11 protein-coding genes and 1 pseudogene are annotated in these 13,005 nt (G+C 42.9%); 10 read left to right on the plus strand and 2 right to left on the minus strand.

Annotated features, from left to right (window positions below; translation table 11 throughout):
* Positions 1 to 16: 16 nt before the first annotated feature.
* The 8 genes from ACBR23_RS10045 (at position 17) to ureC (ending at position 6,667) form a co-directional block, all read left to right on the plus strand.
* Positions 17 to 937: a radical SAM protein gene (locus ACBR23_RS10045; RefSeq protein ID WP_371115516.1), complete on the plus strand. Its 921-nt coding sequence runs from the start codon at positions 17 to 19 to the stop codon at positions 935 to 937.
* The gene (locus ACBR23_RS10050; protein WP_371119423.1) at positions 930 to 2,246 is read left to right on the plus strand and encodes a photosystem II assembly protein; all 1,317 of its coding nucleotides are present in this window, start codon (positions 930 to 932) and stop codon (positions 2,244 to 2,246) included. Before ACBR23_RS10045 ends, ACBR23_RS10050 begins: the two co-directional genes overlap by 8 nt.
* A gap of 58 nt (positions 2,247 to 2,304) precedes the next feature.
* Positions 2,305 to 3,180 (plus strand): urease accessory protein UreD, encoded by an 876-nt coding sequence (locus ACBR23_RS10055; protein ID WP_371119424.1) that lies wholly within the window; start codon positions 2,305 to 2,307, stop codon positions 3,178 to 3,180.
* 124 nt (positions 3,181 to 3,304) lie between these two features.
* Complete coding sequence (locus ACBR23_RS10060; RefSeq protein WP_371115519.1) at positions 3,305 to 3,631, plus strand: nucleotidyltransferase family protein; 327 nt, start codon at positions 3,305 to 3,307, stop codon at positions 3,629 to 3,631.
* A gap of 19 nt (positions 3,632 to 3,650) precedes the next feature.
* The gene (locus tag ACBR23_RS10065; protein ID WP_371115539.1) at positions 3,651 to 3,950 is read left to right on the plus strand and encodes a DUF86 domain-containing protein; all 300 of its coding nucleotides are present in this window, start codon (positions 3,651 to 3,653) and stop codon (positions 3,948 to 3,950) included.
* Positions 3,951 to 3,997: 47 nt separating this feature from the next.
* Complete coding sequence (gene ureA / locus ACBR23_RS10070; protein ID WP_015179363.1) at positions 3,998 to 4,300, plus strand: urease subunit gamma; 303 nt, start codon at positions 3,998 to 4,000, stop codon at positions 4,298 to 4,300.
* 33 nt (positions 4,301 to 4,333) lie between these two features.
* Entirely contained in the window at positions 4,334 to 4,639 is a 306-nt protein-coding gene (locus ACBR23_RS10075) for an urease subunit beta (RefSeq protein WP_371115520.1), read from the plus strand.
* Positions 4,640 to 4,795: 156 nt separating this feature from the next.
* The gene (gene ureC, locus ACBR23_RS10080; RefSeq protein ID WP_371119425.1) at positions 4,796 to 6,667 is read left to right on the plus strand and encodes an urease subunit alpha; all 1,872 of its coding nucleotides are present in this window, start codon (positions 4,796 to 4,798) and stop codon (positions 6,665 to 6,667) included.
* Positions 6,668 to 7,165: 498 nt separating this feature from the next.
* On the opposite strand, the gene ACBR23_RS10085 is transcribed toward ureC, so the two are convergent.
* Both ACBR23_RS10085 and ACBR23_RS10090 read right to left on the minus strand, forming a co-directional pair.
* Positions 7,166 to 8,161: a pentapeptide repeat-containing protein gene (locus ACBR23_RS10085; protein ID WP_341740199.1), complete on the minus strand. Its 996-nt coding sequence runs from the start codon at positions 8,159 to 8,161 to the stop codon at positions 7,166 to 7,168.
* A gap of 115 nt (positions 8,162 to 8,276) precedes the next feature.
* Entirely contained in the window at positions 8,277 to 9,974 is a 1,698-nt protein-coding gene (locus ACBR23_RS10090) for a hypothetical protein (RefSeq protein ID WP_371119426.1), read from the minus strand.
* A gap of 71 nt (positions 9,975 to 10,045) precedes the next feature.
* On the opposite strand from ACBR23_RS10090, the gene ACBR23_RS10095 reads away from it, so the two are divergent.
* Together ACBR23_RS10095 and ACBR23_RS10100 are read left to right on the plus strand one after the other, a co-directional pair.
* On the plus strand, positions 10,046 to 11,545 hold the full coding sequence (locus tag ACBR23_RS10095) for a phytoene desaturase family protein (RefSeq protein ID WP_371119427.1): 1,500 nt from the start codon (positions 10,046 to 10,048) through the stop codon (positions 11,543 to 11,545).
* 161 nt (positions 11,546 to 11,706) lie between these two features.
* Positions 11,707 to 12,960, plus strand: a pseudogene (locus ACBR23_RS10100) (CheR family methyltransferase); the annotation flags it as partial.
* Positions 12,961 to 13,005: the final 45 nt, after the last annotated feature.

Genomic DNA, 13,005 nt, shown 5'->3' on the forward strand with positions numbered 1-13,005 from the left:
AGCAGCAGGTTTAATTATGGTAAAATATAAGTATGAGGGATATTGTAGTGGCCAACAAAATATCCGACTCCGAGAGAACTTTGGAACGGCAAAAGTCTATGCACAAAATGCACAGTCAGTGCTTAACAAAGCGACTGGATTTATCAGTGCTTATGATTTTACGCTAAATCCTTATCGCGGCTGTCAGTACGGATGTAGCTATTGTTATGCCGCTGCTTTTAGCCCTAATTCAAATATGCGGCAGGACTGGGGAAATTGGGTAATTATTAAGCAAAATGCAGCGGAAATCTTAAAAAAAGAATTGCAAAGTTGGTACAAGAAAAATCCCGATCGACCACCTAGCATTTACATGAGTAGTGTCACAGATCCCTATCAGCCAATAGAATCTAAAGAACAACTAACTAGGCACTTATTACAAGTGATGGTTTCCTATCAACCGACGCTAGTTATCCAAACTCGCAGTCCTATGATAACTAGAGATATTGATATTTTACAGCACTTTCAGCGGTTGCGAATTAACATGAGTATTCCCACGGGTAGCGAAAAAGTGAGGAAAGATTTTGAACCAAAATCGCCGAGTATTCCTGCAAGACTCAAAGCTATTGCCAAACTGAGATACAGCTTTCCTTACCAAGAAAATTGCGACATCAGATTTTCGATAACTGTGACTCCACTACTCCCTACATTACCAGAAGATGAAGCTAATTTTATTAACAAGCTGGGAATTGTAGATCGGGTAGTGATTCAGGATTTTCATGCAAGTAATGCCCGATCGCTAATTGCGTCAACCCGCGAGGAAGCATTGGCCCTTAAACAAAAGTACGCTTGGTGGTACAATAGCGAACAACAGAGTTATCGCAAGTTTAAAAATAAATTAATTGCGATGCTCCCGGCGCTGGAGATTATGGAAGGTAAAGAAGGATTTGGCTATGAATAATCCGCTAGCTAACTGGTGGCGTTCCGTGAAGTTTAATGAAGCTGTTAAGAGTCAAAATAATGGACTTGCAAAAAAACTGTTAAAAGAAATACAAAATTCGGGTGCGAAACTCTCATGGGAAGAGAAGCTATTTAAAGATCAGCTACAGCTTGAAAAATTATTGGCTCAAAAGAATAATCGCATCAAAGAAGGCGATCGGCAGTTAGCAGAATTAGAAATGCAACTAAGCTTCGGGGAACTTAACGATTCCCTGGGGCCGATTGATGAATTAACGTTGTTTCCAGACGCAAAGTTCATTGAATATATTTCAAAATCCTTCAAATTAATAGAATGCGATCAAAGTATGATTCAATGCACTGGCATTGATGACAAAGTATTTAATAACTTTGAACAACATTTGTCAGGTTTCATTAAGAACGATCTTAACAAGTTGAGCCGTGAAAAAAATAATATTGATTCTTTACTTGAACAAGCGGTTGACGATATCCAAAAGTTGAAAGAAGGACAAGATCCTCAATACAATTTTGAACTCAGTCCTCACATCTATTTAATGAGGTATTTCCTAGATAACGTCTATTGTACATATCTAGCTTGGTTCCTGATTTACAAGGCTGGGTTATTACCAACTAAAGTTAATATCCTCGATATTGCCGCTGGGCCGGGTACTGTTGCTTACGGACTAGGTTTGTTGCTGCAAAGTAGTAGCGAATTTTTTGCCACGCCGCCAATGCACATATCCTACTACTCTCTGGAACAGCAAAAAGCATTTCAATATCGGGGACTCCAGTTTTGGCGACAGTACATGGAACCCCAGGCGATGAATGCTTACTTTCGCTTTGACACTTCTAGTATCTTTGATAGGGACAGTCAATCTCAAAGACTGCCGAAAAAATTCTTTGATTTTATCGTGATTTCTCACTGTTTTTTTAACGATGAGGAGGGTAGAGAAAAATCCCATCACATTTATAATGATATATTTACAAACAGCCTGACAGATTCTGGTCACGTTTTGCTAATCATTCAAGAAAAAAAGTTGCTGATACCGTACAAGGTTCGTCGAGTTGATAACGCTCAACAAGAACTAGGTGTTGTCAAACAATTTGTTGCTGACTTGGGCTTAAACTTGGTTTGGTATAAATATTTATCTTCAACGGGTAGCAGGACATCCCATCCTAACTTTGGAAAATTTGCTAAAGAACATCTACCTGTTCAGGAATTTATTAGTCCACTTTTTCGTCAACACTTTAAGTTGCCCTATGACTTAAATTATGGAGTTGATGACTATGTGATATTAGCAAAAAAACGATAAAATACATATAATAAATTTTGAAAAAGAGTGTAATTCTTAATATTTGATTATTAAATTTATGATTCAAAATGCAACTGAACAACCTACAAATAATATTCAAAATGGATGGCACGGCCTCCTCAATTTAGTCTACGCCAACCGCGATGGCTCAACTCAAATCATTCAAAATGAAATGCAAGCACCCCTAAAAGTGCAACGCCCGTTCTATCCTGAAGGTAAAGATGTTTGTCACAGCGTCATTTTACACACGGCTGGAGGAGTTGTGGGGGGCGATCGCCTTTCGAGCCATTTTCACCTCCAACCCAACGCCAAAGCCTTGATTACCAGCGCCGCCGCTGCTAAAATCTATCGCAGCAGCGGACTAGAATCACAACAAAATATTGACATAAAACTAGAACCAGGTGCTAACTTAGAATGGCTACCCCAGGAAACAATCGTTTTTGATGGCGCAATTTATCAGCAAAACTTGCGGGTAGAATTAGCACCAACAGCGAATATTTTATTGTGGGAAATTACCAGATTTGGACGCAGTGCTAGGGGCGAAAAATTCTTGTCTGGAAAATGGCGATCGCACACCGAAATCTGGCAACAAAACAGCCCTTTATGGATTGACAGACAATTGCTTATAGGCGGGGAAACCATGCTCGAAAGTCCCCACGGGTTAGCAGGAAAACCCGTAGTTGCCACCCTTGCTTGGGTTGGCACACCTGTAACCCCAGAACTTGTGGAAAAACTGCGTGCTTTGCCCTCGGAGGCAACAATTAATCCTGGTAATTGTACCATCGGCATCACTCGTATTCCTAACGGTTTGCTGTGCCGATATCGCGGTACATCCACCACGGCCGCTAGAGACTGGTTTGTCAGCATTTGGGACTTGCTCCGCCTATCTTTTTCAGAACGCCCTTGCTGTTTTCCCCGTGTTTGGATAAAATAGGAATATATTTGAGTTTTAATAGACATCTCCCATAATTCTTGTGGAACAGGCATCTTGCCTGTTCTTGAGCAGCTTTTCAGGAGATGTCTCATGTATAGTTGCCCTCCTAACTATCGTAAATAAAATGCAACTCACGACCCCAGAACCAGACAAACAACTACCCATTAGTATTCCCCATGACCAGATAGCTGACTTTTGTCAAAAAAATGCGATCGCCAAACTTTCTCTTTTCGGTTCAATCCTCCGAAGCGACTTTAGACCCGACAGTGACATTGACTTGCTGGTAGAATTTATACCAGGAAACAAAATCGGATGGCGGATAGTCACTATGGAAATTGAACTAACAGAAATGTTAGGACGTCAAGTAGACTTACGAACACCCGAAGAATTGAGTCAATATTTTCGCCAAAAAGTTCTTGATTCAGCACAGGTGTTGTATGTTCATAGATAATAATACTCGTCTGCATCATATGCTGAATGCGGCAAAAGAAGCTGTCTTATTTTCCGCAAACACAAGCAGGGCAGATCTTGATACTAACCGAATGTTAACACTATCTTTGGTCAAGTGTATTGAAATTGTTGGTGAGGCTGCTTCTCGCATCAGTACAGACCGTCAAAAGGAATTACCACAAATCCCGTGGTCGCAAGTTATCGGTATGAGGAATCGCCTAATTCACGCTTACTTCGAGGTGAACTTAGATATAGTTTGGGATGTCATTACCGATGATTTACCCTCGCTGATAGTTGAACTTGAAAAAGTTATTCAATAATCGTTTAAAATTAACCAAATAATGCGATCGCACTTACCCGAATAACAATGCAACTCACCCCCCAAGAAAAAGACAAACTACTGATTTTCACTGCCGCCCTGGTAGCAGAGCGCCGGAAACAAAGAGGTTTAAAATTAAACTATCCAGAAGCACTAGCCTACATTTCCGCCGCGATTTTAGAAGGAGCCAGAGATGGCCTCACCGTCGCCGATTTAATGAGTTATGGCACAACTCTCCTGACGCGGGAAGATGTGATGGAAGGTATACCAGAAATGGTCCATGAAGTCCAGGTTGAGGCGACTTTTCCTGATGGTACTAAACTCGTTACAGTCCACGATCCGATCCGTTAAAAAATTAACTGCATCAACTCATAGGAGAGAAAAATGATTCCCGGAGAAATGATTGTTTTAGCAGGTGAAATAGAACTAAATGCAGGTCGTCCAACAGTGAGGTTGCTGGTAGGAAATAAAGGCGATCGCCCAATCCAAGTCGGCTCCCACTACCATTTTTATGAAGCTAACGAAGCATTAGAATTTAATCGAGAACAAGCAAAAGGAATGCGGTTGGATATCCCCGCAGGTACAGCAGTCAGGTTTGAACCGGGAGATGAAAGAGAAGTGCAATTAGTACCTTTTGTCGGTAGTCGTGAAGTTTACGGCTTTAATGGAAAAGTGAATGGTGAGTTATAGCAATCCTAAATGAGTCGTAAATCTTTTTACCCCACCCCAACCCTCCCCTTAGTAAGGGGAGGGAGTAAGAAGTTCACAAATGATTTAGGACTGCTATAGATGGATGAGAGAGAATTCGACTATTATCAATCAAAATGAAGCAAGGAGTGCATTAATATGAGTTACAGAATGGATCGCCGCGCTTATGCGGAAACTTTCGGGCCGACTGTGGGCGATCGCGTCAGGTTAGCGGATACCGAATTATTCATAGAAGTTGAACAAGACTTCACAACCTACGGCGATGAAGTCAAATTTGGTGGTGGCAAAGTCATCCGCGACGGTATGGGACAATCGCCTATTTCTAATGCTGACGGCGCTGTTGACACGGTGATTACTAATGCTTTAATATTAGATTGGTGGGGCATTGTTAAAGCAGATGTTGGGATTAAAGAAGGCAAAATTTACAAGATTGGTAAAGCCGGAAATCCTTATATTCAAGATAGGGTAGATATTATTATCGGCCCCGGTACTGAAGTAATTGCGGGTGAAGGGATGATTCTGACTGCGGGGGGAATTGACACTCACATTCACTTTATTTGTCCGCAACAAATTGAAGTGGCGATCGCCTCTGGAATCACTACCATGATCGGCGGCGGCACAGGCCCTGCAACGGGTACAAACGCCACAACCTGCACTCCCGGACCTTGGCATATGTACCGAATGCTACAAGCCGCGGATGCTTTTCCAGTCAATCTGGGGTTTTTAGGTAAAGGAAATACCAGTCAACCCCAAGGATTAGTGGAACAAATATTAGCTGGTGCAATGGGTTTGAAACTCCATGAAGATTGGGGAACTACACCAGCAACAATTGATACTTGTTTGAATGTAGCTGACGAGTACGACGTGCAAGTTGCAATCCACACCGATACTCTCAATGAAGCAGGATTTGTGGAAGCTACAATTGCCGCGTTTAAAAATCGGGCAATCCATACTTATCACACTGAAGGTGCAGGCGGGGGACACGCACCGGATATTATCAAAGTTTGTGGCCAAGCTAATGTTTTGCCATCGTCAACTAATCCGACTCGCCCCTACACAGTCAATACTTTGGAAGAACATTTGGATATGTTGATGGTGTGTCACCATTTAGATCGAAGTATTCCTGAAGATGTGGCTTTTGCTGAATCGAGAATTAGAAGAGAAACGATTGCTGCTGAGGATATCTTGCATGATTTGGGTGCTTTTAGCATGATTTCTTCGGATTCTCAGGCGATGGGAAGGGTTGGGGAAGTGATTATTCGGACTTGGCAAACGGCACATAAAATGAAAGTGCAGCGTGGTAATTTACCCCCCCTAACCCCCCCTTATCAAGGGGGGGAATCTGAAATAACCCCCCCTTATCAAGGGGGAAATTTACCCCCCCTAACCCCCCCTTATCAAGGGGGGGGATCTCAAATAAATCCCCCTTATCAAGGGGGGGGATCTCAAATAAATCCCCCTTATCAAGGGGGGGGAATAGAGGGAGAAAATGATAATTTTCGGGCGAAGCGGTACATTGCTAAATACACAATTAATCCGGCGATTACTCATGGAATTAGTCAGTATGTTGGTTCCATTGAAGAGGAGAAATTGGCGGATTTGTGTTTGTGGAGACCGGCATTTTTTGGGGTGAAACCGGAGATGGTGATTAAGGGAGGGGCGATCGCCTATTCGCAGATGGGAGATGCTAACGCCAGCATTCCCACGCCGCAGCCAGTGCATATGCGGCCGATGTTTGGCAGTTTTGGCGGTGCGATTGGGGCTACTTGTCTGACGTTTGTTTCTCAGGCTGCGTGCGATCGCAATATTGCCGCACAGCTAGGTTTACAAAAGCCAACAGTAGCAGTTTCTGGCACCAGGCAAATTACTAAAAGAGACATGAAACTCAACGATTATTTGCCCACAATGGAAGTAGATCCAGAAACCTATGAAGTGAGGGCGGATGGAGAATTGCTGATTTGCGAACCTGCAAATATTTTACCAATGGCGCAGAGATATTTTCTGTTTTAAGGCCATTATCCAATCATGTAGGGGCGGGTTTTACCAACAATATTTACCACAAACAGACAATCTCAAAAACCCGCCCCCACCTATTTTAACGCTGGTTTTACCAACAATATTTACCACAAACCCACAATCTCAAAAACCCGCCCCCACCTATTTTAAGGCCATTATAAAATCATGTAGGGGCGGGTTTTACCCCATAGGTGTCAACTTAACCTCAAACCCTGTCAGAGATAGCTGTTTGACTATTAAACTTAGATCCCCCCTAGCCCCCCTTAAGAAGGGGGGAACAAGAACTTGCTCAAAGTCCCCCTTCTTAAGGGGGATTTAGGGGGATCTAGACTTGTCGTAAAACCCACTTGTAAAATTTTCCCTGTCTCTAACACAGCATTGCCCTCTTTTTTTATTCTCCCAAATTGCCTAAACTATAATTCTTAAATAAGTCTTGATAGAGCAGGCTTACTTTAACATCAAACTCTCCAATTCCCAATTCCCAATTCCCAACTACCCATTAATTTCTCCATTCGGCATGATTGTACCCTGAAACTTTGCCCCCGCTAAATTAACAGTGATCAAATCTACCCTCATCAAACTTGTGCGATGTAAAATTACATCCCGTAAATCAGTTTTAGCCATGTAAGTATCAGTCAAATCGGCTTCAGTTAAATTAGCCTGATTGAAATTAGCACGACTCAAATCCGCCCTCACCAAATTAGCCCGACTCAAATCCGCCATAATTAAACTAGCATTGTTCAATTTAACATCAGGAAGAAAAGCACCCTGTAAGTTAGCGCCTGCGAATTCAGCATCGATTAATATAGCCCTTTCTAATTTGGCATTTCTCATTACAGCCCAGGAAAAATTTACCTCAGTCAAATTTGTATCAGTCAAAAATACATTGTCCAAAATAGCTTCGCTCAAATTTGCTTGACTCAAATTTGCCTCTCGGAGAGAAGCTTCAGTCAAATTGGCTCGACTTAAATCTGCTTTAGTCAAATCAGCACCCTGTAAATTGACTCCGCGCAAATCGGCACCTTGCAAATTTGCACCCCGCAAATTTGCTCCATCAAAAACTCGCTGCTCCTTCCGCAAATTTGCACCCCGCAAGCACGCACCGCGCATATCTGCACCTTGCAAATTAACACCTCGCATATCCGCGTCAGTCAAATTTGCATCGATTAAGATAGCCAAACATATGTTGGCTCTGCGAAAGTCAGCATTTTGTAAAGTAGCTCCGTGAAAGTCTGCATCGGACAAATTTGCTGAACTTAAATTTGCCTGATTCAAGTTAGCACCGCCAAATTTTACCTTGGTTAAATTTGCACGTTGAAGGTTAATTCTACTCAGATATGCCATTGCTAAGTTTGCACCCGATAAGTCGGCGCTGCTTAAATTCACACCTATTAAATCGGCACCACTTAGATAGACACCTCTCAGATTCATGCCTTCAAAATCAATTTCACCTGATGTATATCGTCTTAATAATTCGCTAGCATTCATAGTTGGTGCTGGTTAATTTAGTTACTAAAATCTGGGAGTTTGGTATTTTGGAACTAGGATTTTTTACGGGCAAATTTAGTGGATGTATGCCGGGAATTATTGGCAGATTTTATGGCTAATTCATTTTAGTGACAAAATCTTGAGTCCAGACTATAGTTTTGTTACCTAGCTGTCGCCCGTGAATTTTCACTTTATGGAGAAACTTCGATTTTAAAGTACAAAGTTTTTTGTAAATATAGGTCGCAGTATTTTGTTGATTTGGTGCGCTGGGGGCAGATTCCAAAATGATGTGGAGCCAACCGTCTTTAAATCCCGCTGTAGCGGTAATTCCTTGAGGCTGTAGCAGTTGATTGATTAAGGTGGCGATCGCCTTGGGATTTCCTTGTCTTGCCATTTCCAGTAGCTGCTGCTGGCTCGGTCTTTGGCTAGATTTATTTGATTCTGGTTGCGAAACATTACCATCAAAATTGTCGGCTATTTCAGCGGGAAATTGTCCCCTTTCTTTTGACTCCAAATCGCTCAAAATTTTCATTAACTTGTAGGTAAATCCCTGGACTTCTCCTACATAATCTCTGAGAATTTTATATTTCCAGTACAATCGCTCTTCTACACTTTCTGTTGAAAACTGTCGATTCAGAGCCGATTCTAAATCACTAAATATGTTTTCTATTTTGGCAGTGGCGGAGTTAGCACTTTGAATTACTAAGGATTTAATTTCTTCTTCTAAGCCCAATTTCTGCTTGATAGATTCGCTAATATTTATACTATTCTCAGGGGAAATATAACTTCCCGCAGTAGCCTGATTTTCTTCAACAGATGAAGTCTTTTTCAATTCCTGTTGAAAATTAATCGGCGAATTATTAGTGTTGATTTCGGTTTGCTGAACAGGTGAATTTTCTCCCGTTCCGGTCACGAAGTAACTATCCGGGGAGTTAGAAGCATACTGAATGGGAGAAGATTCAATCATGTGAGTAATATCGCCAGCTTCAAAATAATCTTTTTTGCCGTTACTCTGCTTGTTGTCTTCATAAATATTATTGATTAAGTGGGTCTGATCGTAATCTTCTCCCGCCACCTCTTCGCTAGAAATATTTGGTGATTCAGGTTCTATTTTGGCGTAACAAGGATTCATCGCTTGGATAATGACGCTAGCTGTTTGGTCATTTTCATCTGTGTTTTCCAGAGTGCTCGCCGTTCTGTACAATTGAGATTCGAGTTCTCCTAGGGTGGGACAGACGTTAAACAGTTGTCGCAGCAGGGTATCTAGTTCTTGGCTTTTCAGCAGCAACCAGTCGCGATCGCTAAAAGTAAATTCGTGATAAAGAGTCGAAAAAATTAGTATTTTCGCCCTCAGCGGATTTGTTTGCTGCAAGATTTTTTGTCTGACATCAAATAAAAATCCGGGGTTTCTTTCTGTTTCGTCAGTACCTGGGATTTCCGAACTAAATTCCTCTTGAAATGGGGGCGGACTCTCACCGCCAAATCTAGATATGTTTGTTTCTAAATTGGTCAAGTCTTCAAATTCGTACAGCCTACTCAGTTGACAGATGATTAGGTCTGCTACTAAAGCGTACTCTGCTTTTTTGTTGACTTTAGAAACTATAATATTTAAAACTGTCTCAATATCTTCTAAATTGGTATATTTGGTACATAATTCTTGGATCAGAATACCTAAATCTGTGTCACCTAACTTTCCGACATCGTTTTCCCAGAATTCTTTACAAGCAAAAAATATTATTCTTTTAATCCGCGAGATATTGACATCTTGTTCCAACTCGCGAACAACCTCATCTAAAATAGATAAAGGTTTCATAGTTTTCTACCTCCAAAAAATACCCTGTCAACAATTACCAAGAAACAATAAAATTATACCACATTTAACAGATGCCAGACTTTGATGTAATTGTAATTGGGAGTGGCATTGGCGGCTTAGTCGCCGCATCAATGCTAGCTCGCTACGGTAAGCGGGTACTCGTCTGCGAAAGCCATACCATAGCCGGTGGCGTGGCTCACAGTTTTTCGCGCCGGGGATTTCATTTTGATTCGGGACCTTCTTTTTATTGCGGTTTGACTGACCCCCAGTCCCTCAATCCTTTGCGACAAGTGTTGGAGATTTTGGAGGAATCCATCGCCACAATTCCCTACGACCCCTTGGGGCATTATCATTTTCCAGAGGGAAGTTTGCCGGTTTATGCTGATGCGAAAAAATACTTAGATGCTGTAGCTGAGTTTACACCAAAAGGTGCGAAGGAATTGCAGCAATTCCAACAAAATTTATTAGTTTTATATGAAGCTTTGCGGGGAATTCCGGCGGTGGCGCTTAGAGCAGATTGGCAGTTAATGCCTCTTTTGCTGTTTCGGTACTGGCCATCTATGCTGAAACTGCTGCCGCTGGTAGGGGTGATAGGAGGTGCTGCGGGGGTGTTGATGGATAGGGATGTGAGGGACCCTTGGGTGCGGCGTTTGATCGATTTGGAGTGCTTTTTGCTGTCTGGCTTGAAGGCGGAGGGAACTGTCGCCCCGGAAATCGCTTTTATGATTGGCGAACGATCGCGCTCAGTTATAGAATATCCCGTCGGTGGCAGTGGTGCGATCGTCGATGCTTTAGTCCGAGGCTTGCAGCGCTGGGGGGGAAAGTTGCGCCTGGGAACACCAGTCGAGCAAATTTTAGTTGCATCGGGGAGAGCAACTGGTGTTCGCTTGCAAAATGGCGAAATTATCCGCGCACCAATTACTATCTCCAATGCGACCATCTGGGATACTTATACTAAGTTGCTATCACCAGAAGATTTACCAAAAAATTATCGCCAAATTGCCTTATCAACGCCAGCGGTAGAAAGTTTTATGCACCTGCATTTAGGTATTAAAGCTGAAGGACTCCATGGTTTGACTGGGCACCACGTTGTTGTCCATGACAGCAACATCGATATTACAGTACCTGGAAATACTTGCATGATTTCGATTCCTACGGTTTGGGATGCCAATCTCGCACCGCCGGGACATCACGCCATTCATGCTTATACACTGGAACCCTACGAAGGTTGGGAATATGGCGAATTTTATCAACAAAAAAAGCAAGAGCGATCGCAATCTCTGTTCACAGCTTTAGAAAAAATTATCCCCGATTTGCGGAGGCGAATTGTCCTAGAGTCGATCGGCACACCCCTAACCCATGCCCGATTTTTGCACCGATATCAAGGTACTTACGGGCCGGGAATCCCCGCCGGAAAAGGCACATTTCCGGGTCCACAAACACCAGTCAAAGGTTTGTATCGAGTAGGAGACAGTACCATGCCAGGAATTGGCGTACCTGCGGTGGCTGCATCAGGAATTCTGTGCGCGAATACTCTGGTTAATTGCCAGATCACGGCACAATTTTTGTAAAATTTTGCCAGTCTTGACTCAAGTTTATCGTCAACAGCAATGGTTATTTGACTACAATCAACAGAGTTCGGATTTCAAAAGTTTATTGATGCGCTTGCGATGGACTAGGATTAGATCCTACTCAAGGGGCTAGTGTTGAACTCGCAAAACAAGACTTAGACCCCAATCACGAAAGTCTGCTGACTGAAATTCTCGCCAGAACCACACAAATGCCAGTCAGTCAGGTGGTTGACGGGACAACTGTAGAGCCGAATCAAGTATACATAATTCCGCCCAACACTAAGATGACAGTGGCCAGCGGTGTCCTGAAACTCACAGCCCGCGAGAAAATTTATGGCAAATATATGCCGGGAGATGCGTTTCTTTTGTCCTTGGCGGCCGATCGCGGACCCAAGGCCCTGGCCGTAGTATTATCCGGGGGAGACGGAGATGGTTCCCTGGGGATCAAGGCTATTAAAGCAGCCGGAGGTGTGACATTTGCTCAATGCGAAGCCTCGGCAAAATTCGATAGTATGCCAAATACGGCAGTGGCTACAGGTAATGTAGACTTCGTTCTGCCCCCTCAAAAAATTGCCGAGGAACTGGCAAATTTCCGCGCTGATTCCTGGCTTTCTTGCCCGATATTGACCACCACAGTTACAGAATCACCCCCAGACAACTATGTCCGCACCACTATTTTAGGATTGTTGCGATCGACTACAGGGGTTGACTTCACCCACTACAAAGTCGCTACGATCGATCGACGCATCCAACGACGAATGGTATTGTACAAGCTCAATTCCTTGGCAGATTACGCCGAATATCTGCAAGACCATCCGCTTGAAGTCTATGCCCTGTATCAAGAAATCCTGATCCACGTCACCAGTTTTTTTCGCGATCCAGAAGCCTTTGAACAGCTAAAAGAGCTGGTTTTTCCCACGATTACCGCAAATAAGTCAGTCAAGAATCCCATACGGATTTGGGTGGCGGGATGTTCCACAGGGGAAGAAGTTTACTCGATCGCCATTTGTTTGTTAGAGTTTTTGGGCGATCGATCTCCCCAGCCACCGATCCAGATTTTTGCCACAGATATTAGCGAAGCCGTTATTAGCAAAGCCAGGTCTGGCTTCTACTTAGAAAACCAGATGCTCGACGTTTCACCAGAGCGCCGGACTCGCTTCTTTATATGGGAAGGAGGAGGCTATAAAATCAACAAAACAGTCCGCGAACTGTGTATATTTGCCAGACAAAATTTAGGCAGCGACCCGCCTTTTTCCAATCTCGATCTCATTAGCTGTCGCAATGTGCTGATTTACCTAGCAGAGCCTTTGCAAAAAAGAGTGATTCCGATTTTTCATTACAGTCTTAACCCCACTGGTTTTCTCCTGTTAGGCTCTTCTGAAAGTATCGGAAAATTTTCATCTTTGTTTAATTCATTGCACACAAAGTGCAAAATTTATGCTAAAACATTGACGGAAAAT

It is taken from the genome of Microcoleus sp. (assembly GCF_041354475.1).
GTDB lineage: Bacteria > Cyanobacteriota > Cyanobacteriia > Cyanobacteriales > Microcoleaceae > Microcoleus.